The sequence below is a fragment of the Microbacterium sp. OR21 genome, assembly GCF_047306785.1.
In the GTDB taxonomy this organism is placed as follows: Bacteria; Actinomycetota; Actinomycetes; order Actinomycetales; family Microbacteriaceae; genus Microbacterium; species Microbacterium esteraromaticum_E.
On record NZ_JAZEXJ010000003.1, the window covers coordinates 517,697 to 544,268 of the forward strand.

Annotated in this window: 22 protein-coding genes; 10 read left to right on the plus strand and 12 right to left on the minus strand. The window is 70.4% G+C overall.

Translation table 11 applies throughout. The features are described from left to right. The first annotated feature begins 90 nt into the window (after positions 1 to 90). The gene (locus tag V2S04_RS11070; RefSeq protein ID WP_099196012.1) at positions 91 to 300 is read left to right on the plus strand and encodes a hypothetical protein; all 210 of its coding nucleotides are present in this window, start codon (positions 91 to 93) and stop codon (positions 298 to 300) included. 60 nt (positions 301 to 360) lie between these two features. Here V2S04_RS11070 and V2S04_RS11075 read toward each other — a convergent pair whose 3' ends face one another. Both V2S04_RS11075 and V2S04_RS11080 read right to left on the minus strand, forming a co-directional pair. Next, positions 361 to 1,395 carry an alanine racemase gene (locus tag V2S04_RS11075; RefSeq protein ID WP_413638505.1) on the minus strand — a complete coding sequence of 345 codons (1,035 nt, stop codon included), beginning with the start codon at positions 1,393 to 1,395 and terminating at the stop codon, positions 361 to 363. Continuing rightward, on the minus strand, positions 1,392 to 2,081 hold the full coding sequence (locus tag V2S04_RS11080) for an alanine racemase C-terminal domain-containing protein (RefSeq protein ID WP_413638506.1): 690 nt from the start codon (positions 2,079 to 2,081) through the stop codon (positions 1,392 to 1,394). Before V2S04_RS11080 ends, V2S04_RS11075 begins: the two co-directional genes overlap by 4 nt. Before the next feature lie 60 nt (positions 2,082 to 2,141). On the opposite strand from V2S04_RS11080, the gene V2S04_RS11085 reads away from it, so the two are divergent. Then, positions 2,142 to 3,164 (plus strand): sugar-transfer associated ATP-grasp domain-containing protein, encoded by a 1,023-nt coding sequence (locus tag V2S04_RS11085; protein WP_413638507.1) that lies wholly within the window; start codon positions 2,142 to 2,144, stop codon positions 3,162 to 3,164. Positions 3,165 to 3,218: 54 nt separating this feature from the next. Here V2S04_RS11085 and V2S04_RS11090 read toward each other — a convergent pair whose 3' ends face one another. The 3 genes from V2S04_RS11090 to V2S04_RS11100 form a co-directional block, all read right to left on the minus strand. Further along, a complete protein-coding gene (locus V2S04_RS11090; protein WP_413638508.1) occupies positions 3,219 to 3,920 on the minus strand; it encodes a coenzyme F420-0:L-glutamate ligase in 702 nt (233 codons plus the stop codon). Next, positions 3,917 to 5,203, minus strand: coding sequence for an RNA polymerase sigma factor (locus V2S04_RS11095; RefSeq protein WP_413638509.1), 1,287 nt, complete (start codon positions 5,201 to 5,203; stop codon positions 3,917 to 3,919). Before V2S04_RS11095 ends, V2S04_RS11090 begins: the two co-directional genes overlap by 4 nt. Positions 5,204 to 5,369: 166 nt before the next feature. After that, a complete protein-coding gene (locus tag V2S04_RS11100; protein WP_413638510.1) occupies positions 5,370 to 6,296 on the minus strand; it encodes a proteasome assembly chaperone family protein in 927 nt (308 codons plus the stop codon). Positions 6,297 to 6,407: 111 nt separating this feature from the next. Between V2S04_RS11100 and V2S04_RS11105 the strand changes: the two genes are divergently transcribed. The 3 genes from V2S04_RS11105 to sucB all read left to right on the plus strand — a co-directional run bounded on the left by V2S04_RS11105 (position 6,408) and on the right by sucB (position 11,107). Further along, complete coding sequence (locus V2S04_RS11105) at positions 6,408 to 7,883, plus strand: leucyl aminopeptidase (protein WP_413638511.1); 1,476 nt, start codon at positions 6,408 to 6,410, stop codon at positions 7,881 to 7,883. After that, positions 7,883 to 9,256, plus strand: a complete 1,374-nt coding sequence (lpdA, locus tag V2S04_RS11110) for a dihydrolipoyl dehydrogenase (protein WP_413638512.1) — start codon at positions 7,883 to 7,885, stop codon at positions 9,254 to 9,256. The genes V2S04_RS11105 and lpdA overlap by 1 nt, the downstream gene beginning before the upstream one ends. Positions 9,257 to 9,328: 72 nt before the next feature. Next, on the plus strand, positions 9,329 to 11,107 hold the full coding sequence (gene sucB / locus V2S04_RS11115; RefSeq protein WP_413638513.1) for a 2-oxoglutarate dehydrogenase, E2 component, dihydrolipoamide succinyltransferase: 1,779 nt from the start codon (positions 9,329 to 9,331) through the stop codon (positions 11,105 to 11,107). A 6-nt stretch (positions 11,108 to 11,113) separates the two neighbouring features. Here the strand turns inward: sucB and V2S04_RS11120 are convergent, their stop codons facing one another. Further along, entirely contained in the window at positions 11,114 to 12,460 is a 1,347-nt protein-coding gene (locus tag V2S04_RS11120; RefSeq protein WP_413638514.1) for a hypothetical protein, read from the minus strand. A gap of 121 nt (positions 12,461 to 12,581) precedes the next feature. On the opposite strand from V2S04_RS11120, the gene V2S04_RS11125 reads away from it, so the two are divergent. After that, positions 12,582 to 13,292: a DUF4191 domain-containing protein gene (locus V2S04_RS11125; protein WP_413638515.1), complete on the plus strand. Its 711-nt coding sequence runs from the start codon at positions 12,582 to 12,584 to the stop codon at positions 13,290 to 13,292. Between the two features lie 62 nt (positions 13,293 to 13,354). Here V2S04_RS11125 and V2S04_RS11130 read toward each other — a convergent pair whose 3' ends face one another. Beyond that, positions 13,355 to 14,542, minus strand: coding sequence for a RimK family alpha-L-glutamate ligase (locus tag V2S04_RS11130; protein WP_099196018.1), 1,188 nt, complete (start codon positions 14,540 to 14,542; stop codon positions 13,355 to 13,357). A 25-nt stretch (positions 14,543 to 14,567) separates the two neighbouring features. On the opposite strand from V2S04_RS11130, the gene V2S04_RS11135 reads away from it, so the two are divergent. Next, the gene (locus V2S04_RS11135; RefSeq protein WP_099196019.1) at positions 14,568 to 15,044 is read left to right on the plus strand and encodes an ATP-dependent zinc protease; all 477 of its coding nucleotides are present in this window, start codon (positions 14,568 to 14,570) and stop codon (positions 15,042 to 15,044) included. 26 nt (positions 15,045 to 15,070) lie between these two features. Here the strand turns inward: V2S04_RS11135 and V2S04_RS11140 are convergent, their stop codons facing one another. Next, entirely contained in the window at positions 15,071 to 15,457 is a 387-nt protein-coding gene (locus tag V2S04_RS11140) for an RDD family protein (RefSeq protein ID WP_099196026.1), read from the minus strand. A 147-nt stretch (positions 15,458 to 15,604) separates the two neighbouring features. Here V2S04_RS11140 and glnA point away from each other — a divergent pair, with 147 nt between their 5' ends. Further along, positions 15,605 to 17,029, plus strand: a complete 1,425-nt coding sequence (glnA, locus tag V2S04_RS11145; protein WP_413638516.1) for a type I glutamate--ammonia ligase — start codon at positions 15,605 to 15,607, stop codon at positions 17,027 to 17,029. A gap of 99 nt (positions 17,030 to 17,128) precedes the next feature. On the opposite strand, the gene V2S04_RS11150 is transcribed toward glnA, so the two are convergent. Further along, positions 17,129 to 18,310 (minus strand): polysaccharide pyruvyl transferase family protein, encoded by a 1,182-nt coding sequence (locus tag V2S04_RS11150; protein WP_413638517.1) that lies wholly within the window; start codon positions 18,308 to 18,310, stop codon positions 17,129 to 17,131. A gap of 121 nt (positions 18,311 to 18,431) precedes the next feature. Between V2S04_RS11150 and V2S04_RS11155 the strand changes: the two genes are divergently transcribed. Together V2S04_RS11155 and V2S04_RS11160 are read left to right on the plus strand one after the other, a co-directional pair. After that, entirely contained in the window at positions 18,432 to 20,576 is a 2,145-nt protein-coding gene (locus V2S04_RS11155) for a glycosyltransferase (RefSeq protein ID WP_413638518.1), read from the plus strand. Continuing rightward, complete coding sequence (locus V2S04_RS11160) at positions 20,573 to 21,901, plus strand: glycosyltransferase (RefSeq protein WP_340086546.1); 1,329 nt, start codon at positions 20,573 to 20,575, stop codon at positions 21,899 to 21,901. The genes V2S04_RS11155 and V2S04_RS11160 overlap by 4 nt, the downstream gene beginning before the upstream one ends. Here the strand turns inward: V2S04_RS11160 and V2S04_RS11165 are convergent. From V2S04_RS11165 to V2S04_RS11175, 3 genes are read right to left on the minus strand one after another with little or no spacing between them, the layout of a single operon-like run. Further along, positions 21,844 to 22,566 (minus strand): hypothetical protein, encoded by a 723-nt coding sequence (locus V2S04_RS11165; RefSeq protein WP_413638519.1) that lies wholly within the window; start codon positions 22,564 to 22,566, stop codon positions 21,844 to 21,846. The two genes, V2S04_RS11160 and V2S04_RS11165, sit on opposite strands and share 58 nt — an antisense overlap. Positions 22,567 to 22,623: 57 nt before the next feature. Beyond that, the gene (locus V2S04_RS11170) at positions 22,624 to 23,559 is read right to left on the minus strand and encodes a diacylglycerol/lipid kinase family protein (protein WP_413638520.1); all 936 of its coding nucleotides are present in this window, start codon (positions 23,557 to 23,559) and stop codon (positions 22,624 to 22,626) included. A gap of 26 nt (positions 23,560 to 23,585) precedes the next feature. Further along, positions 23,586 to 26,564 (minus strand): bifunctional [glutamine synthetase] adenylyltransferase/[glutamine synthetase]-adenylyl-L-tyrosine phosphorylase, encoded by a 2,979-nt coding sequence (locus V2S04_RS11175; RefSeq protein WP_413638521.1) that lies wholly within the window; start codon positions 26,562 to 26,564, stop codon positions 23,586 to 23,588. Between the last annotated feature and the right edge of the window lie 8 nt (positions 26,565 to 26,572).

Here is a 26,572-nt window from a genome sequence, read left to right on the forward strand (position 1 = left end):
ACACGCCGCCATCCGGGCATGCACACAGGAACCGCGTGGTTGTATTGAGCACGATCTCAAAGGGATCTGACCGCTAGAGGAGGCACCGAGATGAACGCTACGACTGAGCGCGAGACCGTCGAGTACCGCCTCACCGCGATGGACCGCTGCGACTCCTGCGGGGCGCAGGCGTACATCGCCGCCGAGGTCAACGGCACCGAGATGCTGTTCTGCGCGCACCACGGACGCAAGTACGAGGAGAAGCTGCGCGCCGTCGCGACCTCCTGGCACGACGAGACCGCCCGCCTCATCGAGGCCTGACTCTCTTCGTCCCCCGAGTCTTCTCGCCTCGGAGCCTCGTCGCCCCGGGTGCGGCACTCGTCAGTCGGCGGCGGTGCGCCGCACGCGCGGCGACAGGCGCAGCGCGATCTCCTCGCCGATCGAGTCGATGCGCTCACCCAGCGCGGTGACGTCGGCCTCGCCCTGATCGCCGGGGCCGTGGATCAGCACCCGGTCGCCGACCTCGGCGCCGTCCCAGACCCCGACGACGCTGCTGTGCGGACCGATGGAGAGGATCGGCCGCACTCCGCCGGGCGTCGCGACATGCTGCCCGGTGAGGGTGGACGGCAGCCCGTGCAAGGAGCCGATGCCCACCTCGACGCCCTCGTCGCCCACGCGCTCGACCCGAGCGCTGAGCGTCGCGACCGGCACGACGCCCGGAATCTGCGGACCGTCACCCGAGCGGATGCCGTAGCAGAACGCCCCGACCCGGCAGATCGATCCGCGCAGCTCGGGCCGCCACCACGACGCGGCGGACGCGGTGAGGTGCTCGACCTCCAGGTCCGCCCCGGCGTCGCGCAGGACGGCTGTCGCGGTGCGGAACACGTCGGCCGATGCGTCGTCGTCGGCGTCGCTGGCCTCGCTCAGGTGACTCCAGGCGCCGACCACGCGAAGCACACCCGACCGCTGGGCCCGCATCGCCGCGGCGACGAACGCCGGCCACTGCTCCGGCCGCACGCCGTTGCGGTGCAGTCCGGTGTCGATCTTCAGATGCACCCGTGCCACGAGCCCGAGCCTGCTCGCCGTGTCGATCACGCGCTGCAGATAGTCCATCGTGCCGACGCCGAGGTCGACATCGGACTCGATGGCCCGGCCGATCTCGTCATGCGTCGCGAGCGCCCAGGCGAACACTCTCGCGTCCGGCCGCAGCGCGCGGACGCGCAGGGCGGTGACCACGTCGTACGCGCCGAACCAGTGCACCTGGTCCGCGGCGTCGATCGTCCACTCCAGGCCGTGCCGATACGCGTCGTCCTTCACCACGAGCATCAGGCGGCTCGGCGCGATCTGCGCGGCGACGGCGGCGATGTTCGAGCGCAGCGCGCTGCGAGACATCGTCAGTTCGGGCACCGACGTCATTCCACGTGCTCCCTTCGGGCATGCATGCCGACCGCGGTGACGATCTCGGGCGGGGTGAGGCCGGTGATCCGCGCCCAGTCGGCCACCTGCTGCGCCGCCGGGCCCGCACCGCCGAAGTAGGTCACCTCGTCGCCCTCGTCGAGGTCGGCCTCGCCGATCTCGACCACGCACACGTCCATGGCCACGCGGCCCACCACCGGGTGCAGGCGCCCGCGGATCTCGACCCGCGCGCTGTTGCCGAGGGATCGGACGATGCCCTGCGCGTAGCCGCCGGTGACGAGTGCGACCCGGGTCGGCGCCGCGGCGCGGTAGAGATACCCGTAGGAGACCCCGTCGCCTGCGTCGAGGGGCTTGATCGACAGCACGGTGCCGGTGAGACGCATCGCCGGATCCACGTTCGAGCCGGGCAGGCCGAACAGCACATGCGAGTCGACGTCCGCCCGGGCGTCGGTCGTCGCCGGCAGACCCAGCTCCGCCAGCACGGCCGCGTCGACCTCGTCGACGAGCACGACGGAGGCACCGGAATCGAGCACGATCCGAGCGGCCTCGACGACGCCGTGCCCCCAGGCATCCGCCCGCAGATCCACCACCGAGCCCCCGCCGGCGAGAGCCGTCCGGGCTCCGAGACGCAGAGCCGCCCTCGACACCAGAGCGCGCGGAAGACTGCTGCTGGCGGATGGGCTCACAGTTCCACAGTACCGCCCACGCGTAGACTGGCATCTTCCCGACACCGACTGGAGATGTGCATGCCAGCCAAGGGCCTGGGCCTCGCCCCCCGCCTTCGTTACCTCGTTCAGCGCGCCACCCGCATCGACGTGGGATCCGTCCTCACGCGGGCGAAGGAGGTTCGCGCGGAGCACGGCAAGGCGGTGCCCGCCGTGGTCGCCGACATGCTGTGGAGCGCCGCTCGTCACAACGTCGGATTCCAGGACTACGTCGACTTCGACTTCGCGATCCTCACGCGCGCAGAGCGCGAGACGTACATGACGCACCCGATCTCGAACCAGTACTCGCAGCGCTTCGACGCGCCCGCATACCGCCACTTCTTCCACGACAAGATCGAGTTCAACAAGGTCTTCAACACGCACCTCCGCCGGGAGTGGATGATCGTCGACGAGTCCAACGCCGACGCCGTCGAGCAGTTCGTCTCGAAGCACGCCACCGTCATCGCGAAGACGCCGATGGGCCAGGCCGGCAGTGGAGTGCGCCGCTACCACGCCGCCGACGTCACCGACTGGAAGGCGTTCCACCGTGAGCGTCTGGAGCGCGGCGAGCTGCTGCTCGAAGAGGTCATCGTGCAGCACGCCGATCTGGCGGCCGTGTGCCCCGGCACCGTGAACACCACGCGCGTCACGGCGTTCTTCGACGGGAGGAAGACGCACATCCTCGCCATCGCACAGAAGTTCGGCCGCGGTGAGGTGAGCGATCAGATGAGCTTCGGCGGCTTCTACACGATGCTCGACGACGAGGGGCACGCGCGTTCGGCCGGATACGACTCGCACGGCCATGTGCACGTCGACCACCCTGACTCCGGCTTCCGGATCGCGGACTTCCAGCTGCCGATGATGGCCGAGCTGCGCTCGTTCGTCGACGAGGTGGCGCGCGTCGTTCCTCAGGTGCAGTACGTCGGATGGGACTTCGTGATCACCCCGGACGGCCCCGTGCTCGTCGAGGGCAACTGGGGCGCGGGCGTGTACGAGAACAAGCCGTCGGTATCGGGCATCCGCACCGGCCACCGTCCCCGCTACCGCGCGGCGATCGGTCACTGACACGCGAGAACGGCCCGGGCGGAGGCCCGGGCCGTTCTCGTCGTCGTGCGTTTCTCAGGCGCGACGGATGATGCCCAGCGGAGTCGACTGGTGTCCCTGCCCCAGAGGGTTGTCCCCCAGGATCTCGACCAGGCGCTGCTCGCCGGCGCGATCGAGCGTCGAGCCGAGGATGTTGCCGCCGATGTCGTTGATGTCGACGACGGCGACGTCGACCCCGGGGACGCCGACCAGGGTCTGCAGCTCACGCGCGACCCGAACCGGATTCTCCGGGCCGAGCACGACCGCCTTGTTGTACGGCGGGATGGTGCCCGCCGTGGGGCCGTCGATCGCGCGGGCCTTGTCTCCCGCGATGCGATAGAAGTCGCCCTTGCGCCCCAGCGCCTTCGTCACGGCCGACACCGCGGCGGCGAACAGGATGCGGGGGGTGCCGCACTCGCGCAGCGCCATCTCCATGGTCTCGGGCATCCCGAGACCGATCCCATAGGGCGTGCGAGTGACGTACTTCGACAGGAGTCGCGCGAGCCGGCGGGGCTGGATCTCATCCAGCCGGAACGAGCGGCCCTGCGTGATCGCGACGATCTTCTCGGTGACGAAGAGGATGTCGCCCGAGCGCAGGCGCGCCGGCGCGTACTCGCGGATGAACTCCTCGAGCGAGTCGCCGGGCATGACGACGCGCGTGCGGATCGGGATGCGCTGGTACGACGTGCCTCCGACCTCGACGGCGAGAGCCTTGCCCTCGTTGGCCTCGGACATCATTCGAGGTAGTCCCGCAGCGACTGCGAGCGGCTGGGGTGCCGCAGCTTCGCCATCGTCTTCGACTCGATCTGGCGGATGCGCTCACGCGTCACGCCGAACGTGTCGCCGATCTGGTCGAGCGTCTTCGGCTGGCCGTCACCGAGACCGAACCGCATCCGGATCACGCCGGCCTCGCGCTCGGACAGCGAGTCGAGAAGCTGCTCGAGCTGACGCTGCAGCATCGTGAAGCCCACCGCGTCGGCTGGCACGACGGCCTCGGTGTCCTCGATGAGGTCGCCGAACTCGCTGTCGCCGTCCTCACCGAGCGGGGTGTGCAGCGAGATCGGCTCACGACCGTACTTCTGCACCTCCACGACCTTCTCGGGGGTCATGTCCAGCTCACGCGAGAGCTCTTCGGGCGTGGGCTCGCGTCCCAGGTCCTGCAGCATCTGGCGCTGCACGCGGGCGAGCTTGTTGATGACCTCGACCATGTGCACGGGGATGCGGATCGTGCGCGCCTGGTCGGCCATCGCGCGGGTGATCGCCTGGCGGATCCACCAGGTCGCGTAGGTCGAGAACTTGAAGCCCTTGGTGTAGTCGAACTTCTCGACCGCACGGATCAGACCCAGGTTGCCCTCCTGGATGAGATCGAGGAACTGCATGCCACGGCCGGTGTAGCGCTTCGCGAGCGAGACGACCAGACGCAGGTTCGCGCCGAGCAGGTGGCTCTTCGCGCGCTGGCCGTCACGGGCCACCCACTGCAGGTCGAGTCCGAGCTGGCTCGACTTCTCAGCCGCCGACATCGTCGACAGCTTCTCCTCGGCGAACAGACCGGCCTCGATGCGCATCGCGAGCTCGACCTCTTCGGCCGCGTTCAGCAGCGCGACTTTTCCGATCTGCTTCAGGTAGTCCTTGACGGGGTCGGCGGTGGCGCCCGTGATCTGCGTGGAGTAGACGGGGACGTCGTCCTCGTCCTTCGAGGTGAGGACGATGGCCCCGGTGGGCAGCGGCTCGGTGAAGGCGGGCTTCTTGTCGCCCTCCTCCTCATCGGCGTCATCGGTCTCGACGGCCTCGTTCTCGACCTCGGCCGTCTCGTCGTCCTTCTTCTTCGACGTGCGACGGGCGGGGGCCTTCTTCGCGGGTGCCGTGGCGGCGACCTTGGTCGACGCCTTGGCGGCCGTCTTGGTCGTCTTCTTCTTGGGAGCCGCTGCGGCAGCGTCGACGGCCTCGACCTCGGGGGACTCGGTCTCGGCGGTGGTCTTCGTCGTGGTCGTCCGGGAGTTCTTGCTCGTGGCAGGAGTCACGTTTCGCCTTTCACGGAGCGGTGCACACGCTCCGAGCCATTTCGGACACTAGTAAGACCCTTGTCAAGTCCATCCGCGAGGAATGTCTGTTGACAATGGGTCGAGCATCCATTATCACACACCCCGGCGGCGGGTTGCTCCCATTCAGCCGGATCCGCGCGTCGGCTCAGCGCTGCTTGTCGTCATCCCCGGGTCGGCGGGTGGCCAGATAGCGCTCGAGCTCGGCCGCGAGCTCGTCCGCGCTGGGCAGGTCGCGCTCGTCGAAGCCCTCCTCGTCGCCGGGCTCGTCACGACCGGCCATGTACGCGTCGTAGCGCTGCTCGAGTCCGTGCAGCATCTGCACGAGCTCGTCACTGCCCTGCACCTGCTCGGCCACCCGGGCGTGGAACTCCTCGCCGCGCTCCTGCACGGCATCCACGCGCAGCACGAGGCCGGTGCCCGCCATCACCTTGTCGGCGGCGGCGATGACGGTGTCGGGGTACTCGGTGTCTGCGAGGTAGTGCGGCACCAGCAGGACGAACCCGGCCACGCGCACATCGCTCTCGATGAGCCGGAACTCCAGCAGGTGACCCGCGGTCGCGGGCACCTGTGTGCGCGGTCGCCACACCGAGTGGACGGCGGTCAGATCGCGGCGGTTGCCGCTGACCGTGACGCCGAGCGGGCGGGTGTGCGGCACAGGCATCGCGATGGAGTGCACCCAGGTGACGGTCGCGACCTGGAACGCACCGACGAAGTCGACGACCGCGCGCGCGAACGCGTTCCAGGCGAAGTCGGGCTCGTAGCCCGACAGCAGGAGGAACGGCTGCCCGAGTGCATCGTGGGCGAGAGAGAGCTCGAGGCGTGCGGGGCGGTACTCGGTGAGGTGGTCCTGGTCGAAGACCATGATCGGGCGCCGCGCCCGGTAGTCGAGCAGCACGTCGTTGTCGAACATGACGATCGGGCTGGGATCGGCGGTCGCGTTCAGATGCTCGATGAGACCGGCGACCGCACTGCCGGCGTCCGTGAAGCCGGTGAGCAGGATGACCAGAGGCAGGCCGGTCGGGACGTCCGGCGCACCGGGAACCGACTCGAAGAGGTCTGCAGGTGACGGCATGTCTCCATGCTACGAGTCGCATCCGAGCCGCGGGTGGCGGCCTGCATGCTCACAGCGAACACGGCCGGGTCCGCTCGGCTCGGTTCCGACCGCCGTCCATAGGATGGACGCATGACGCTTCCCGTGATCTCGCACACGACCGATCCGTTCCCCGGAAGCACTGCAGACGCCGCAGTGCTCGTCATCCCCGATCCCTCCTCCGCCGCCGACGCACTGAGCGCATTCGAGGGTCTCGCCGACACCCTGGCAGGCATCGGGTACAAGGGAACCCCCTCCGCGTACGCACGCGTGCATCTGCCGGCGGTGACGCCGCTGCCGCTCGCCGTCGTCAGCGCCGGCCGGGAGCCGGACGCCGCCGCCGTGCGCGACGCGGTCGCTACGGCCGTTCGCACACTGACCGGATTCACCACGCTGGCGGTCGGGTTCGCCGGCGACCTCGACCGGCACGCGGATGCCGCAGCAGAGGGCGCGCTGCTCGGCGGCTACCGCTTCGACGACTACCGCTCGGAGAAGAAGCCGGCGCGCGCGGACGCGATCGTGCTGCACGCGGCCTCGCTCGGCGACACCGCTCTCGATGACGCGCGCGCCGTGGCCGAGGCGGTGGCGCTGGTCAAGGACCTGGTGACCGTCCCGGCCGAATGGCAGAGCCCGGCTCAGCTCGCCCAGGAGGCGGTGGATGCCGTCGCCGACCTGCCGATCGAGGTGGAGGTGCTCGACGAGACGCAGCTGGAGGAGCAGGGCTTCGGCGGGATCCTCGGCGTGGGTCGCGGGTCGGACCGCCCGCCTCGGATGGTGCGACTGGAGTACTCGCCCGCCGACGCCGCGCGCCACATCGCACTGGTGGGCAAGGGCATCACGTTCGACACCGGCGGCCTCTCGCTCAAGCCCGCAACCGGCATGGTCGGCATGAAGTTCGACATGGCGGGAGCTGCGACCTCGCTCGCGGCGATCCGCGCCGTCGCCGCGCTGCGGCTGCCGGTGCGCGTCACCGCGTTCCTCTGCATCGCCGACAACATGCCCTCCGGCCGTGCGACGCGTCCGGGCGACGTGCTGCGAATGCTCGACGGTCAGACCGTCGAGGTGCTGAACACCGACGCCGAGGGGCGTCTGGTCATGGCGGACGGGCTCGTCGCCGCGAGCCGGGAGAACCCCGACGTCATCATCGACGTGGCGACGCTCACCGGGGCGATCATCGTCGCGCTCGGCATGCGCCACACCGGCGTGATGGGCGACGACGCCGCCGTCGCAGAGTACCTGGCTGCCGCCGAATCGGTGGGCGAGGACGCGTGGGCCCTTCCGCTGCCCGAGTTCATGGAGGAGAGCCTGGACTCGCAGATCGCCGACATGGTCAACGCGAACATGGGCGACCGCTCGGGCGGATCGCTGTTCGCCGGTCTCTTCCTGCGCCGGTTCATCGGTCGGACCTCGGATGCCGAGGACGCCCCCCGCATCCCGTGGGTGCACCTCGACATCGCCGGATCCGCCGAGCACAAGGGCGCGCCCTACGGCTTCACCGAGAAGGGTCCGACCGGAGCAGCGGTGCGCTCGCTCATCGCCTTCGCACGCGCGTCCGTCACGGAGTCGTGATGGCCACCCACGAGTTCGACCTGGTGATCCTCGGCGGCGGCAGCGGCGGCTATGCCGCGGCCCTGCGCGCGAGCGAGCTGGGCAAGAGCGTCGCCCTCATCGAGAAGGACAAGGTCGGCGGCACCTGCCTGCACCGGGGCTGCATCCCCACCAAGGCGCTGCTGCACGCGGCCGAGGTGGCCGATCATGTGCGCACCGCGGCGTCGGTCGGCGTGACCGCCACCCTCGACGCGGTCGACGCGTCGGGCGTGCGCGCTTACCGCGAGGGCATCGTCGCGAAGAAGTTCAAAGGTCTCGAGGGACTCATCAAGGCGCGCGGCATCACCACCGTCAGCGGCGAGGGCCGCCTCGTCGCCGACCGCTCGGTGACCGTCGGCGACGACCGCTACGTCGGCCGTGACGTGGTGCTCGCCACCGGGTCGTACAGCCGATCGCTGCCCGGTCTGGAGATCGGCGGTCGCATCCTCACCAGTGAGCACGCGCTCGCGCTCGATGAGGTGCCGACCAGCGTGATCATCCTCGGCGGCGGCGTCATCGGCGTCGAGTTCGCCAGTGTGTGGAAGTCGTTCGGTGCCGACGTGACCATCGTCGAGGCGCTGGAGCACCTGGTGCCCAACGAGGACGTCGCGATGAGCAAGGGCCTCGAGCGCGCCTTCCGCCGTCGCGGCATCGCCTACTCGCTGGGCACCCGCTTCGAGAAGGCCGAGCAGGACGACACGCAGGTCACCGTCACGCTGGAGGACGGCAGGAGCTTCACCGCCGACTACCTGCTCGTCGCCGTTGGCCGCGGCCCGGCCACGGCGGGTCTCGGGTTCGAGGAGGCCGGTGTCGGCCTCGAGCGAGGCTTCGTGACGGTCGACGACCAGCTGCGCACCGCCGTTCCCGGCGTGTGGGCAGTGGGTGACATCGTGCCCGGACTCCAGCTCGCGCACCGCAGCTTCCAGCAGGGCATCGCCGTCGCCGAGCGGATCGCCGGGATGGACGTGCCGACGCCTCCCGAGTCGCAGATCCCCCGGGTGACGTACAGCAGCCCGGAGGTCGCGTCGGTCGGCATCACGGAGGCGGATGCCGTCGCCGCGCACGGCGCCGACTCCGTCGCGTCGTACGAGTACAACCTCGCCGGCAACGGCAAGAGCGAGATCATCGGCACCGGCGGCATGGTGAAGGTCGTGCGCCGCAAGGACGGACCGGTTCTCGGGGTGCATCTGATCGGCGACCGGGTCGGCGAGCTGATCACCGAGGGGCAGCTCGCCGTGGCATGGGAGGCGCATCCCGAAGACATCGCACCTCTCATCCACGCGCACCCCACGCAGAGCGAGGCACTCGGCGAGGCTTTCCTCGCTCTCGCCGGAAAACCGCTGCACGCACTGTAGGAACGCACAAATACCCATGGACTCCCAGGTCACTAAGCTGGGGGCATCACAATCTTCCGAAGGAGACTCGACATGAGCACAGCCGTGGTCCTTCCCGCACTCGGGGAGAGCGTCACCGAGGGCACGGTCACTCGCTGGCTTAAGCAGGTCGGCGACACCGTGCAGGCCGACGAGGGCCTGCTGGAGATCTCGACCGACAAGGTCGACACCGAGATCCCGTCGCCGGTCAGCGGCGTGATCGAGGAGATCCTCGTCGCGGAGGACGAGACGGTCGAGGTCGGCGCGATGCTGGCGCGCATCGGCGACGGCAGCGGCGCAGCCTCCGTCGGGGACGCCCCGGCCGCTGAGGCACCGGCTGCCGAGCAGGCACCCGCACAGGAGGCTCAGTCGACGGCGGCCCCGGCCGAGAACGAGGTCGAGGCCTCGCAGGCGGCAGACCAGGCCCAGGCCTCCGCACCCGCCGCGTCCGGCGACGCCACCGATGTGGTGCTGCCCGAGCTCGGCGAGAGCGTCACCGAGGGCACCGTCACCCGCTGGCTGAAGAAGGTCGGCGACGACGTCGCGGTCGATGAGGCGCTGCTCGAGATCTCGACCGACAAGGTCGACACCGAGATCCCCTCCCCTGTCGCCGGAACCCTGCAGGAGATCCTGGCAGACGAGGACGAGACCATCGAGGTCGGCGCGGTGCTCGCCCGCATCGGCTCGGGAGCACCGGCCGCACAGGAGGCACCTGTGCAGGAGGCACCGGCTCAGCAGGAGGCACCCGCACAGCAGGAGGCACCCGCACAGCAGGAGGCACCCGCACAGCAGGAGGCACCCGCACAGCAGGAGGCACCCGCACAGCAGGAGGCACCCGCACAGCAGGAGGCACCCGCACAGCAGGCGCCGGCTCAGCAGCAGGCGCCCGCGCAGCAGGCCCCCGAGGCGTCGGCGGAGAACGACTCCGACTCGCTCTACGTGACCCCGCTGGTGCGCCGTCTGGCCAGCCAGCAGGGCATCGATCTGAAGACGGTCACCGGCACCGGTGTCGGCGGACGCATCCGCAAGGAGGACGTCCTCAAGGCCGCCGAGTCGAAGTCGCAGGCTCCGGCAGCCGGTGCCGCCGCGCCCGCACCGGCTCCGCTCGAGGTGTCGCCGCTGCGCGGCACCACGCAGAAGATGTCGCGTCTGCGCAAGGTCGTCGCCGAGCGCGCCGTCGCCTCGATGCAGCAGACGGCGCAGCTGACGACGTTCGTCGAGGTGGATGTCACCAAGCTGGCGGCGTTCCGCACCGCGAAGAAGGACGAGTTCAACCAGAAGACCGGCGCGAAGCTGTCGTTCCTGCCGTTCTTCACGCTCGCTGCCGCTGAGGCGCTGCAAGCGTTCCCGATCATCAACTCGACCGTCGACGGCGACTCGATCGTCTACCCGCCGAGCGAGAACATCTCGATCGCGGTCGACACCGAGCGGGGTCTGCTCACGCCGGTCGTACGCGATGCCGGGACGAAGAACATCGCCCAGCTCGCGCAGGAGATCGCCGATCTGGCGGCCCGCACGCGGGACAACAAGCTGAAGCCCGACGAGCTGGCCGGCGGCACCTTCACGGTGACCAACACCGGTTCGCGCGGCGCCCTGTTCGACACGCCGCTGGTGTTCCTGCCCCAGTCGGCGATCCTCGGCACCGGCGTCGTGTTCAAGCGCCCCGGCGTCGTGACCGTCGACGGGGTGGACGCCATCGCCGTCCGCTCGTACGTCTACCTGGCGATCTCGTACGATCACCGCACGATCGACGGCGCGGACGCGGCCCGCTTCCTGGGCGCGATCAAGACCCGCCTCGAGTCGGCGGACTTCGCCGCGAACCTCGGGATCTGAGCGCGCTCAGCCCCCATCGGATGGCTGGTCCGCGACGTCGTACACGTCGCGGACCAGCCATCGGTCTTCCTGCCTGACCAGCACGAGCATCTGCTCGCCCCGCTCCCCCGACGGGCCGAGACGCAGCACGCTGACATCGCCGTAGTCCTCCACGGCGCTCACCGTCCGCTTCCCATCGGTGCCGGCGAGGCGCTCCTGCACAAGCGCCCCGGCCCCTGCGACGACAGCCTGCGCGCACGCCGCATCTCCCGCGTCGGCGCAGCCGGCCACCGAGGCGAGCAGCTCGGTGGCCCGGTGCTCGATCGATCCGTCCGCGACGGCATCCGGGGCGGATTCGGCGCTCTCGCGCGCATCCGTCGCCGTCGCCGTCGTCGCCGCATCCGTGCCGGCTCGGGTGTCCGCGCTCGGGGCAGCCGGCGTCTCGACGACGGATGACTCGATCGCCGCCGAGCCCTCGTCGGGCGACGGCCACATCAGGCCCCCGAGCAGCACGACCGCGGCGGCGGCACCACCCACCAGTACCATCCGCCCCCGGCCGGCTGGTGCACCACCCCGCGGCTGCGGGGCAGCGGCCGGGTGCCGGGCGGGCATCCGCTTCGCCGCGAGCCGCCGGAGCGGCTCCGCGGCCTCGGTGGCGCGTGTCCGCAGCCGCCGCAGCAGCCTGGGCTGCTCCGCCAGCGCGTCGATGTCGTCGGGGAGCCGCGAGCGATGCACCTCGATCGCCGACACGCGTTCGGGCGCGAACACGTCGCGCGCCAGAGGCCGCGGTGCGGCGAGCTCGGTCAGCTCCCTCTCCCAGCGCTCGACCGATCGCTGCACGACCCTCAGATCGCCCATGCCGCCGAGGATGTCGGCCAGCAGCCGATCCATCGCCCGGTCCACGCCGATCTCGCGCAGCCTCTCGATGAGGGCGACCGCCGACGCGATGCAGTCGACGCCCTCGCCGGGCGCGAACAGGGGCCGTGCCTCGTCGGTCAGCCACCACTGCCCCTCGAGGCGCCGGTCGCCGACCTCCACGATCCCGCGCAGCATACTTCCGACCAGGGTCACCGCCTCCCCGGCGGTCAGGGGCGCCGATGCGGCGGCCCTGCGCCCGACGAGCACCTCGACCCGCTCCGCGCACCACGGCAGCAGAGCGTCGTGGCCGTCGCGTCTGCGCAGCACATCGCGAACGCCCGCCACGTGCTCTGCGCCCGAGAACATCCACAGCGCTTCCGGCACGCCCGCCACGTCCACGCGCACCCCGCGCAGTTCGCCGTCGGTGATGAGCTCACCGGGATAGGCGGATTCCTGCCCTTCGAGCATCCGGATCCCGCGGTGTGCACCGGGCGTCAGTGCTGCTGTCTCGTCCATCCGACCATCCCAGCGCGCCGTGCCGCTCGACGGTGCGAAGAACAGCGCATTGGGGACAGAACGCCTCTCTCCGACGGATGTGCAGGAAGAACGGCGGCCGTCGGATCGGTAGGCTGTACCCATGGCAAAGAGTGCTCCCGTCACCGAGAAGCGGCCCGGCTTCTTCTCGCAGATCCGTTCCCTGTTCCGTTTCACGCGGGACGTGTACGGCTGGCTGCCCTGGGCGCAGATCGCCATTCTCATCGCGGGCGTGCTGATCGGCCTCATCATCGGCTTCCTGATCAGCGGGGCCTCGGTGCTCGGCCTGATCCTGTGGGGCTTCACCGGCCTCATGTTCGGTGTGCTGGGGGCGATGTTCCTCATGACCCGACTGTCGACCAAGGCCATGTACGCCAAGATCGACGGGATGCCCGGTGCCAGCGGTCACGTGCTGAGCACCAGCCTCGGGCGCAGCTGGTCGGCCTCGGACACCCCTGTCGGCGTGAACCCGAAGACCCAGGACGCCGTCTACCGTGTGGTCGGGCGCGGCGGCATCGTGATCATCGGCGAGGGCGCCCGCGGACGCCTCACCCGCCTCGTGAACGATGAGCGCCAGAAGGCGCAGCGCGTCGCCCACGGCGTTCCGGTCACCGTGCTCTACGTCGGCCACGGAGACGACGACGTCGCCATCAGCGACCTGTCGAAGACGATCAAGAAGCTCCCGAAGGCGATCGACAAGGCCACGATGGCCGCCGTGATCCGCCGCATCGATTCGGTGTCGCAGTCGCTGTCGTCGCTGCCCATCCCGAAGGGCATCGACCCGACCCGCGTGCGCTCGCAGCGCCCGCGCTGATCCCGCGCCTGCTCAGACGACGAACGGTCCCTCTCCTGCCGAGAGGGACCGTTTCGCGTCCGTCACTCGCCGAGCGGCTCCTTCGGAAGGCGGCGCACGCGCGGGCGACGACGCCGCTTCTCGGGGATCATCGAGCGCATCTCCTCGAGCTTGCCGAAGCACAGCAGACGGTCCTCGGCCTCGAGCACGACGTGCTTTCGCGGGTTCGGGATCACGCTGACGCCGCGGTGCAGCGTGAGCACGGTGATGTCGCGATCCCAAAGGCCCAGATCGCCGAGCTTCATGCCGACCTGCTCTGCCCCGGAGTGGATGAGCAGCTCGGCGACGCCGTAGCCGGTCGAGACGCTGAGACGCTGACGGATGTCGATGTCGGGGAACGCGACCTGATTCGCGATGTAGTCGATGATCGCGCCGGCGACATCGAGATTCGTCGCCGCCTCGATGCCCTGCAGGCCGGGTGAGGAGTTGACCTCCATCACCAGAGGGCCCTCATCGCTCTCGAGCATGTCGACACCGGCGACCCGCAGACCCATGATCTGCGCCGAGCGGACGGCCGTCTGCTCGTACACCGGATCGAGCGTCACCGGTTCGACGCGACCGCCGCGGTGCACGTTCGAGCGGAACTCGTCGCCGTCGGCCACGCGGCGCATCGCGGCGACGACGCGGTCGCCGACGACGAGCGCGCGGATGTCGCGCCCGCGGCTCTCCGCGATGAACTTCTGGATGAGCACGTTCTGCTTGGTCGAGTGCAGCGTCTCGATGATGGCCTCGGCGACCTTCACCTGCGGGGCGAGGATGACACCGATCCCCTGAGTGCCCTCGAGCAGCTTGATGACGACGGGAGCGCCGCCGACGCGCTCGATCGCGGGCCGCACGTCGGCGCGGTTGCGCACGAACGCCGTGGGCGGCATGGCGATGTTGTGCCGCGAGAGGATCTGATTGGCGCGCAGCTTGTCGCGCGCGCTGGAGATGCCGTTGGCGGTGTTCGGCGTGTAGACGTCCATCTGCTCGAACTGACGCACGACGGCCGTGCCGAAGTACGTGATCGAGTTGCCGATGCGGGGCAGGATGGCGTCGTAGTCACTCAGCTGCTTGCCGCGGAAGAACAGATCGGGGGCGTCGGCGGTGAGGTCGATCGCGAAGCGCAGCGTGTTCAGCACCTTCACGTTGTGCCCGCGCTGCTGCGCCGCGGCACGCAGTCGCTGCGTCGAGTACGAGTGCGGGGCGCGCGAGAGGACGGCGATCTTCACAGATGTTTCCTGCCAGGATGTAGGGGTGACACGGTCCTCTCATTCAAACACGTCCACGGGTTGGCGCGAGTGGGTCGGGCTGCCGGAGCTGGGGATCGAGTGGCTCAAGGCGAAGATCGACACCGGGGCGCGCACGTCGTCGCTGCACGCGTTCGACGTCGACGAGTTCGACCGCGACGGCGAGGAGTGGGTGCGCTTCACAGTGTGCCCCTGGCAGGACAGCACCGCCGACGCCGTCGTGCACGAGGCGCGGGTGCATGACCGGCGCGCCGTGCGCAGCTCGTCGGGCCACACCGAGCATCGCATCGTGGTGACGATGCGAGTGCGCCTGGTCGGGCACGACGTGGACGCCGAGGTCACGCTCACCAACCGAGATGAGATGGGCTTCCGGATGCTGATCGGGCGCGAGGCCCTGCGCCAGGGTTTCCTGGTCGACCCGGCCCGCTCGTTCCTCGGCGGACGAGCGCCGCGCGAGATGCGCAACCGCAACCGCGGACGCTGAGCCGCGCAGGCAGCTCCGCCGAGCGGTCAGGTGCGCACCAGCACCGTCCCGGCCAGCTTGTCGTGCAGGCCGCGCTGATCGGCATCCCAGATCACGGCCGGGATCACGACGACCAGCAGCAGCGTCCGCACGATCGGCCGCCACAGACCCACCCACGCCCCGTCCAGCCGCTGCACGCGCATGCCGAGCATCCGGTGCCCGGGGCTTCCGTTCGCCGTCGCGAGGAACACGATCTGCAGTACGGCGAACACCATCATGGGCGCGAACTGACGCCAGCCCGCCTCCGCGGGCAGCTCCAGAGGGTCGTAGGCGAGGAAGCCCATCGCGATGATCGTCGCGGCGAAGTAGTCGATCAGCAGGGCGGATATCCGGCGACCAGGGCGGGCGATGCTCCCCGGGCCTGAAACGGGCATTCCGAGGCGTTCGCCGGGGTACTCACTCACCCCTCCAGCCTACCGAGCGGCTGTAACATGCCGGAAACACGGCGGACACGGCGGAGAAACCCGGGGCGCATAACCTGCGTATGGTTGATGCAACCGATACCCGATCAGGAGTCGTACATGTTCACAGAGCCCGCAGAGGTCATCCGCTACATCGAAGAGAACGACGTCAAGTTCCTCGACATCCGCTTCACCGACCTTCCCGGGGTCCAGCAGCACTTCAACATCCCCGCGTCGACCGTGGACGAGGACTTCTTCCGCGACGGACAGCTCTTCGACGGATCGTCGATCCGCGGATTCGCGAGCATCCACGAGTCGGACATGCAGCTGATCCCCGACGTCACCACCGCGTATATCGACCCGTTCCGCACCGCGAAGACGCTGGTGATGGTCTTCGACATCTACAACCCGCGCACCGGCGAGATCTACAGCAAGGACCCGCGTCAGGTCGCCAAGAAGGCGGAGAAGTACCTCGCCTCGACCGGCATCGCCGACACCGCGTTCTTCGCACCCGAAGCCGAGTTCTACATCTTCGACGACGTGCGCTACTCGGTCACCGCAGGTGAGAGCTTCTACAAGGTCGACTCCGAGGAGGCCGCGTGGAACTCCGGCCGCGAGGAGGAGGGCGGCAACCTCGGCAACAAGACGCCGTTCAAGGGCGGCTACTTCCCGGTCGCCCCGGTCGACAAGACCGCCGACCTGCGCGATGACATGACGCTGCGGCTGATCGACTCCGGCTTCAAGCTCGAGCGCTCGCACCATGAGGTCGGCACCGCCGGCCAGCAGGAGATCAACTACCGCTTCGACACGATGGTCAGCGCGGCGGACGACATCCTGAAGTTCAAGTACATCGTCAAGAACACCGCCGAGGAGTGGGGCAAGACGGTCACGTTCATGCCGAAGCCCCTGTTCGGCGACAACGGCTCGGGCATGCACACGCACCAGTCGCTGTGGCTCGACGGCAAGCCGCTGTTCTTCGACGAGGCCGGCTACGGTCAGCTCAGCGACATCGCCCGCTGGTACATCGGCGGTCTGCTCAAGCACGCGCACGCCGTGCTCGCGTTCACGAACCCGACGCTGAACAGCTACCACCGCCTCGTGAAGCACTTCGAGGCCCCCGTCAACCTCGCCTACTCCGCCGGCAACCGCTCGGCCGCGATCCGCATTCCGCTCACCGGGTCGAACCCGAAGGCGAAGCGCATCGAGTTCCGCGTGCCCGACGCCTCGTCGAACCCGTACCTCGCGTTCGCCGCGCAGCTGATGGCAGGCCTGGACGGCATCAAGAACCGCATCGAGCCGATGGAGCCCATCGACAAGGACCTGTACGAGCTTCCTCCGGAGGAGGCCGCCAACATCCCGCAGGTGCCGAACTCGCTGCTCGACTCGCTCGAGGCTCTCCGCAAGGACCACGACTTCCTGCTCGAGGGCGGCGTGTTCACGCAGGAGCTCATCGACACGTGGATCGAGTACAAGTACAACAAGGAGATCCTGCCCATGGCGCAGCGCCCGCACCCGTACGAGTTCGAGCTGTACTACGGCTGCTGAGCCCTCCGCTCACCGAGAAACCACTTCCCGCCGGAGACAGCACGTGTGAGCGTGCGTCTCGCGCGGGAAGTGGTTTCTCGCGTTGAGAGCAGGACGCGATCAACGCAGCGCGTCGGCGACCGAGTCCCACCACGCGGCGGAGTCGGCACGGTGGCTGTCGAGGCGCTCGGCGGCGCCGCGGGTCGTGGCAGCCGCCGATTCTGCGGTCCGGGTCAGGTGATCGGAGGCGTCCGCGAGTCCGTCGAGGTCGATGACGCTGTCCTGCCCCCAGTGACCGAGCGCACCGGAGAGTTTGACGTGCGTGTACTCGTCCGCGGCGAGAGCGAGGATCGGCACGCCCGCCGGGGCGGCGAACACGGCGGGGTGGTAGCGGCTGGTCACCAGCAGACGCGATGTGCGGGCAAGTCGCGCGGCCGTGAGCGAGTCGCCGCTGGGCAGGACCTCGCTCGCGCGCCGCATCCGCGCACGCACCCGCTCATGCAGGGCAGCGTCGCCGGCCGGCTCGGCCCCCGGCCGCTCAGGACCGAAGTGGGCGTGGAACACCACAGGGCCCACGGTGTCGGCCGCATGGTCGAGCAGCGCGGCAATCCCGCTCTCGACGGCATCGGCGGGGCGACCGGCGAACCAGCCGGACAGGCTGACGAGCACGCGATCCGATGCGGCGGGGCCGTCGCCGTCGGCCGGTCCGCGCCCGAGGAATGACGCATCGTCCACGCCGGCGTGCACGTCTGCGCCCCACCCGCGAGCGAGCTGCGCCGAGGCGTACTCGCGCACGCCCGTTCGTGCGGCTGCGCGGATCATGGCGGCGACCCGTTCCGCGTCGTCCGGCTCCAGGTCGGGACCGAAGGTCTGGCCCGACACCACGACGGGCAGCGCACGCGCATGCGCCATCGCGGCGAGCGTCGTGCGCTCGTAGACGTGCACCGGCCACCGCGAGGCGAGGTTACCGCCACCGGCGATGAGCACACCCGACGCCTCGTCGAGAGCGTCGAGAACCTGCCGGGCCGGATCGTCCGCACCGAGCGGGGTGCGCCCGGTCGCGGCGTCGACGAGAGACGTCGATCGGCGCGCGGCGGCAGCGCGGTCGAGCCCGACGAAGCCGAGGCGCGGCACGCTGGGCACCCCGTAGCGGGCAGCGGATTCCTCGGGCGCCGACGAGACGCCGACGACACCGAGACCCCGTTCGGCGAGCTCGTCTCGCGCCGCTTCGAACATCGCCTCGTCGCCGATGTGGATCATGCCCGAGAGCACGCCGATGTCGCCGATGGTGAGAACGCTCACGTCTGTCCTTCGCTCGGGATCCGGGGCCGACGATCGGCGCCTTGTCAACCGTAAACCGTATTCTTCTCGCCGCAGTACGATTCGAATCGGTGCCGGTGTCGGCGCCCGTTCGGAGGGCAGCATGGGCATACAGACGGCGATGGACCGCATCACCGAATCCGCGTCGATCATCGAGGCGATGCGCGCCGCCGACGATCTGGCCTTCGAGGCCGGTCGCGACCCGGGCGTGCGCACCCTGCGGGTGCTGTCGGCCGCCCTCTCGGCCGACGACGATCTCGCGGCGATCGCGGCCGTGCACGCGCTGGCCGAGATGAACGACGAGGAGGCCGCGCGGCTGCTCTCGAGTCTGCTGTCGTCGCCTCGGGCCTACATCGTCGAGCACGCCGCAGACGCCCTCGGGCGTCGACCCGCGCGGCCCGAGGCCATCGGGCGGCTGGTGCGACTCGTCGCCGACGGAGGATTCGCCGGCATGCTCGCTCAGCACACGCTGGAGAAGTGGTCGGCGGGAGCGGCCGAGCTGCTCGCGGTCGCCCTCGAGACCGCGTGCACCGGCACCCTGTCCCCCGACGCCCGCGCCCGCCTCGTCGAGACGATGGGGCTGGTGCGCCACCCGCTCGCCGTGCGCCCCCTTCGCGCCTGGGCGTCCGACCGCTCGGCGCCGCCCGCCGTGCGCGAGGCGGCCGTCGCCGCACTCGGTCAGCGCCGCGAGCCCGTGGCGATCTCGACCCTCGAAGACCTCGTCGTCGAGGGGGGCGCGATCGGCGAACTCGCCCGACTTGCGCTGATCGATGCCGAGCCCGCGCCGACCGCGCATCGGGCCGACGAAGGACTCACCGTCGCCCAGCTGTTCCTGCACGCCGACATCGACCCGTCGCTGTCGTCGGCCGGATCCGGCGACAACGGCGGGATCGCGACGCTGCTCGTGCGTCTGGGCGACGCGCTCGTGGCCGAGCCCGCGGCCGTGCAGCGCGTGCTGACCCTGTCTCGAGGCACCACCGCCCAGGCCGGCCCCGACCTGCTGCGGGTCGCGGGCGGCGAGACCGGCCATGTGTACGGGCACATCCCGCTGAGCGCACCGCCGGTGACATCCGCGGCCGCATGGCCGCTGCGTGTGAGCGTGCGCCGCGGCATCCGCCGCCTGCTGCGTGCCGCCGGCCGCGTCGACGTGCTCCACCTGCGGATGGCGGATGTCGGCAGTCTCGCCGCCGCCGACGTCGCGCGCGAGCTCGGCATCCCCACCGTGTTCACCGTGGCACCCGATCCGCACAGCGTCATCGCGTCGCTCGAGCGCTCGGGCACGCTCACCCGGGAGGCCTTCGGGCCCGCCGACCTGACCGAGCACTTCTGGTTCCGCACCCACCTGGTGCAGAGCCTGGCCGCCTCCGCGGCGCATTCGGTGTTCTTCCCGCGTCCGTCCCTGGAGCGCGACATGCACGCGCTCGTCGGCATCGACATGACCTCGCACCCCGAGCGGCACACCGTGGTCGCCGAAGGCGTCGATCTCGACGTCGTCGACCGCGCGGTCGCTCGCGCCCGGCAAGCTGCCGACGGCGCCGGGCACACCCCGGCGATAGCCGAGCTCGCCGCCCTGCTCGACGCGCTGCCGGCACACCGGCGACGCCTGCCGCTGCTGGTCACGGTCGGGCGGATGCACCGCATCAAGGGCATGGCGACGCTGGTTCAGGCATGGGCCGACGGTCCGCTCCGCGACGCCGCCAACCTCCTGGTGATCGGCGGTGATCTCGAGCACCCCTCGGCCGACGAGCGGGAGCAGCTCGACCGCATCGATGTCACGGTCCCGGCGCCGGAGCGCGCGACTCGTGGTCTGCTGCTGACCGGCCACCGCTCCAACGACGTCGCGGCGGAATGGCTGGCTGCTGCGCGGTTCGGTCTTCCCGGTCGCGCCGAATCCGGCGGGGTGTACGTCTGCGCCAGCCTCAAGGAGGAGTTCGGCCTGGCGATCCTCGAGGCGATGGCCACCGGCCTGCTCGTGGTCGCACCCGACAGCGGTGGTCCTGCCACCTACGTCGACGACGGTGACACCGGCTTCCTGACCGAGACCGCGGATCCCGCCAAGCTCATCACCGCGACAGAGCGCGCGCTCGCCCGCGCCGCGGCCGGCGACGACGGTGCAGCCGCACGCGCGCGCGACCTCGTGGCGGCGCGCTTCACGATCCAGGGCATGGCGGCGAAACTCGCTCCGGTCTACGAATCGGTCGCGCTCAGCGAAGCCGAACTGCAGCGGGCGGCGGAGCAGCTGGTATGACTCTGCTGATCATCAGCCCCGACTACGCCTCTCACCTGCTTCCGCTGGCATCTCTGGGCACGGCGTGGCGAGATGCGGGCGACGAGGTGGTGGTGGCCACCGGGCCGGCGACCGCGCCGATCGTCGCGGAGTTCGGCTACCGCCGTGTCGACCTCCCTCTCGGGCGCGGCGCGAACGCGGGCGTCATCCGCAGCTCCGAACAGCAGGCCGAGGAGGCGGCGTCACTCGAGGGCTTCTTCGCCGCGACCCGCGTGGGTATGGTGCCCACGCTCGCCTATCAGGCGCGCGAGCGCCTCACCGACCTCATGTGGCAGCCCGTCGACCGAGCACGAGCGACCCTGCAGGTGATCGACGAGGTCGCGCCCGATGCGATCCTCGTCGACCATCTCGCGTACAGCGCGCGCCTGGCTCTGCACACCCGTGGCGTCCCCTACGGCGACGTGGTTCTCGGGCACCCGAGCGCGCTGCCGGTCGCGGGCGAGGTCTACGGCTACCCGCCGGCGTGGCCGACGGCCTTCGCGCCCGGCGAGGCGGAGCTGAGCGATCTGCGCGCGCTGTGCGAGGAGGTGTCGAGGCGCTTCACGGCCCAGTGGAACGACGCAGCCGCGGTGCTCGACCCGCATGCCCGGCCGGTCGCCGATGCGTTCGCACTGCACGGCGACACCGTCCTGTACAACTACCCCGCGGAGCTGGCCGCAGGCGACGGGAGAGAGCTGCCGCCACACCGCTTCCTGGGATCGACGCCGCGCGACGAGGCCGCCGCATCCGGCGTCGAAGAATGGATCGCCACGGGCACCCCGTACGTCTACGTGAGCTTCGGCAGCTTCCTGTCGGTGCGCGGCGACGTGCTCGCACGCATCGCTGAAGCCCTGCGCACGGCGGGTCTGCGCGCGGCGATCGCGACGGGCACGACGGACGCCGCAGCTCTCGGCCCGGTTCCGGGCGACTGGCTGGTCGCGGAGTATCTGCCGCAGGTGCGCCTGCTCGCCTCAGCGGCTGCGGCCGTGACGCACGGTGGCAACAACTCGGTCACCGAGGCGGTGGGGCACGGGGTTCCGCTGCTCGTGCTGCCCTTCTCCACCGACCAGTTCGCCGGCGCTGCCGCGATCGAGCGCACGGGGACGGGTCGCGCGCTTGATCCGAACGCGGCTTCGGTGCATGACCTCGCCGCAGCTCTGCGGGAGGTCGCCGACCCGGCGTTCGGCGGGCGAGCGGTGCTCGCCCGGGCTGCCGGCGCGCAGCTGGCCCATCCGGGCCCGTCGATCGCCTACGCGACGGTCTCAGCCACCGCCACCCGGGCAGCGCCCACCGCGCCCACCAGCTGAGCCATCGCCGACGGGTCGCCGGCTGCCGCCCGATAGCGCTCCATGCGCGCGGCGTTCGCATCGTACGCGGCGCCCGCGCGCACTTCGCCGACGTGGTGCAGCGCGTACACGCGACCGGAGTGGCGGACCGGCGGTGCCCCGAGGATCGTCGAGTGCGCCAGGAACCAGGCCGCGTCCTCGAACCCCCAGCCTCGGAAGGCCTCATCCTGACCCCCGTGGCTGCGCCATGTGCGCGGCGTCGCCACGTACACGCCCGAGCAGGCGCCGTCGACGTACTGCTCGACCGTGCAGTCCGCGAGCGGCTTCCCCGCGGCGTGATCGGCAGAGCCGGTGCGTCCGAGCCAGCGGTACTCGTCGTACGGCAGGTGCACGAACGGGCTGACCGCGGCGGCGCGGATGGCTGCGATCAGCGGCTCGCGCTCGGGGATCGTGTCGGCGTCGCCCACGACCACGACCTCGTCCGGATCGGCGCCGGCCATACCCGCGTTGCGACACGCGGCGAGGACGAACGGCACCTCGCCCGTGTCGACGGTCTGCAGGGGGATCTGCGGCAGCGTCTCGCGGTACCAGGCGATCACGCGTTCGAATGCGTCGATGCGCGAGGGCGCGGGGCGCCACGGGATGATGATGCGAGCGGCGGGAAGCGGCGAGTCGAGGGCGGTCATGCACCTTCCTTTCCCCCTGAGCTTAGGCGACGTCACGCCCCTCACCGCGTACGCGGCTCAGCAGAGCACCCGCAGCGCACCGGGCTGCACCCGCACGGCGAGCTTCGAGATGCTGCCCGCCTCCTCCCCGTCGATCTCGAAGGGCACGGGACCGGGCAGGGCGACGGCGATCGCCTCGCCGGTGAGGTGCTGCGTGATATCGGTGCTGATCGTCTCGTCATCGCCGCCCAGAAGGCGGCGGATGCCGTTGTCCCAGACCACCGTGCGCAGCGTCTGCAGCCACTGGACGACGTTCTCGGCGCTGATGAGCAGCAGATCGAGTCGCCCGTCGTCGACCACCGCGTCGGGCAGCAGGGTGAAGCCGCCCTGGATGTCGCCGCAGTTGCCGATGAGCAGCGTGTGTCCGCTGAACGTCTGCTGCTCGCCGTCGTCGAGAGTGATGCGGAAGTCGACCGTCTCGGATGCCGTCACGGCGCGCCCCATCGCCGCGACGTAGGCGAGCCAGCCCGCCTTGCCCTTCAGGTCGTCGTCGGTCTCGGCGAGCATGTGCGCGTCGAGACCGAAGCCCACCATCACGAGGAATCCGTTCTCGACCTCGGCGTCGTCGGTCCTGGTCCAGCCCATGTCGATGCGACGCTCATGGCCTGCGGCGATGACGTCCAGAGCCTTGGGGATGCTGCCCACCGGAATGCCGAGGTTGCGCGCCAGCAGGTTACCCGTGCCCTGCGGCACGATGCCGAGCGCCGGCGCCTCCTCCCCCGCCGAGGCGAGGACCTCGGCGACGGTGCGCACCGTGCCGTCACCGCCCACCGCGACGACCACGTCGCAGCCTGCGTGCACCGCTTCGGCGGTCATGGCCCGACCGGGATCGTCCGCGGATGTCTCCCACCACATGAGTTCGGTGTCCTCCGGCACAGCCGCGGTCACGGCATCCCGAAGCGCGTCGCCGTCGATCTTGGTCGGATTCCAGACGATTCCGAACCGCTGTGCCATCTTGTCTCCTTCATGACGACTGAACGTCAGCCGTAGAACTGCTTCTCGAACACTCGCCGCGCGCGGCGCGTGACCCGGAGGTAGTCCTCCTCGAGCACCGTCGCGGCGCGGTCAGGATATCCCAGAAGACGACCGACGCCGTCGAGCTCGCGGATCTCGACCGGCAGCACGTCCTTCGTCTGACCGGTGAGCAGCGTCATCGCCGATCGCAGCCGGCTGGCGAGCACCCAGGCCTCGCGCAGCCGCTCGGCATCGTCCGCCGGGAGCAGGTCGGCGAGCACCGCGGCATCCAGCGCCTGCAGCGTCGACGTCGTGCGCAGGTCGGGCACCCGGTGGCCGTGCTGCAGCTGCAGCACCTGCACCATCCACTCGACATCGCTGAGGGTTCCGGGGCCGAGCTTGAGATGGCGGCGCGGGTCGGCGCCCTGCGGAAGCCGCTCGCCTTCGACACGCGCCTTTATGCGCTTGATCTCCCGCACGTCCTGCTGCGAGACGGCCTCAGGGTAGCGGATGCTGTCGGCCAGCTCCGTGAACCGGGTGATCAGCTTCACGCTCCCGGCGATCCCGCGCGCCCGCAGCAGCGCCTGCGCCTCCCACGACAGCGACCAGCGCCGGTAGTACTGCGTGTACGCCTCGATGGTGCGCACGATCGGCCCATTGCGTCCCTCCGGGCGCAGGTCGGCGTCGAGGTCGAGCGGCACCCGGTGATCGGCGAGGTGCTCGCGCAGCCCTGCCACGATCTTCGCGGCGTGCTGCTGCGCCCGCTGCGGGTCCACGCCGTTCGGGTCATAGATGAAGAGCACATCCGCGTCGGAGCCGAAGCCGAGCTCGGCGCCGCCGAAGCGACCCATCGCGATGATCGAGAAGTCCATCGCGTCGTCCTCCGGCGGCACGATCTCCCGTCGCACCGCGCGCAGCGCCGCCTGGATCGTCGCCTCGGTGATCTCGGTGATGGCCCTGGCCATCTCATCGACGCCGACCTGCTCGAGCACAGCTCCCATCGCCGTGCGCAGCAGCTCCCGCCGGCGCAGCGCCCGCACCGCCCGCAGCGCGTCCTTCGTGGTCGAGTGCCGGGTCTGGATCGCCCTGGCCTCCTCATCCAGGGCGGCCCCGCCGCGTGGTCGCAGGGCCGCGGGCGAATCGAGCCACGCGACCGATTCGGGGATCCACTCCATCAGCTCGCCGACGTAGCGCGAGCTGGAGAGCAGCCGTGTCAGCCGCTCAGCGGCGCCGGACGAGTCGCGCAGCATCCGCAGGAACCAGTGCGTGTCACCGAGTCGCTCGCTGATCCGGCGGAATGCGACGAGGCCGTAGTCGGGATCGGTGCCGTCGGCGAACCAGCGCAGCATCACCGGCATGAGGTGCTTCTGGATGGTCGCTTTGCGACTCAGGCCCGAGGTGAGAGCGGCGATGTGGCGCAGCGCTCCGGCGGGGTCGCGGAAGCCGATGGCCGCGAGACGGGAGCCCGCCTGCTCGGTCGTGAGAGTGCGCTCCTCGGCCGGCAGCGAGGCGACCGCCGAGAGCATCGGCCGGTAGAACAGTCGCACGTGCTGGTCGCGCACCGAGCGGCGCACCTCGTCCCACACGGACTGCAGGCCGGATGCGCTGTCGGCCAGGGCGGTGGCACGGGCCAGGCGGCGCATCCCCTCGTCGTCGCGCGGCATGAGGTGCGTCCGCGTCAGGTCGTGCAGCTGCAGGCGGTGCTCGAGCAGGCGCAGGATGCGGTACTGCTCGCCGAAGGCGCTCGCCTCTGCCCGCCCGATGTAGCCGCCTTCGACCAGGGCATCGAGCGACTCGAGGGTGCCGCGGGTGCGGATGCCCTCGTCGGTGAGTCCGTGCACGAGCTGCAGCAGCTGCACCGTGAACTCGATGTCGCGGAGCCCCCCGGGGCCGAGTTTGATCTGGTACGGCATGTCCTCGGCGGGGATGTGGTCGGTGACGCGCTCGCGCATCCGCTGCACGCTCTCGACGAAGTCCTCCCGTTCGGCGCTCGTCCACACCTTGGGCTGAACGGCCGCGATGTACTCCGCGCCGAGGTCGGCGTCGCCGGCGAGCGGGCGCGCCTTGAGCAGCGCCTGGAACTCCCAGCTCTTCGCCCAGCGGTCGTAGTAGGCCAGGTGGGATGCCAGCGAGCGCACGAGGGCGCCCTGCTTGCCCTCCGGGCGCAGAGCCGCATCGACCTCCCACAGCGGCGGTTCGATGTCGATCCCGCTGAGTGCCACCATGGTCTCGCGCGCCAGCCGCGTCGCGATGTCGATCGCTCTGGCCTCCGAGACCGCGTCCTCGTCCGACGTGCCCGCGACGAAGATGACGTCGACGTCGCTGAGATAGTTCAGCTCGCGCGCGCCGGCCTTGCCCATGCCTATGATCGCCAGTCTGGTCGCCGCGATCTCCTCGCGTGTGCCGGCGCGGCCGGATCCGGCGACCACGGTGCGCGCGACCGCGAGGGCCGCCTCGAGCGCGGCGGCAGCGGCATCCGCGAGGGCGGCCGAGACATCGGCGATGACCGTCGTCGCCGATTCGGCGGCGAGATCCACGGCCGCGATCTCGCTGAGACAGCACCGGTAGGCCACGCGCAGCGCCCTGACCGGATCCGCGGCGCGGGCGAAACCGGCATCCGCGTCGATCGCCGCGAGCAGCCGCGAGGTCAGCTCCGCCGCATCCGGCAGGTCGCCGCGCAGCAGGACGTCCACGCGCAGATGCGCGGGATGCCGCTCGAAGAACGCGCCGAGGGCGCGGGATGCCCCGAACAGCCGCCACGCGGCCTCCCGCGCGGCGGGATCGGCCAGCACGGCGGCGACCCGAGCGGCGTCGCGGCGCGCCACATTCACCAGGCCGCGCACAGCGGCATCCGGATCGGCAGCGATCATGCCCTCCGCGAGCTCGGCCCGCTCCAGCCCCGTGAGCTCGGCGAGCTCGGTGAGGTCGGCGGAGGCCGAGGTCAGCTCGACGAAGCCGAGTCGCGCGAGCGCAGACAGCGACACGGACGCATCAGGACGCGCCATCGCCGCAC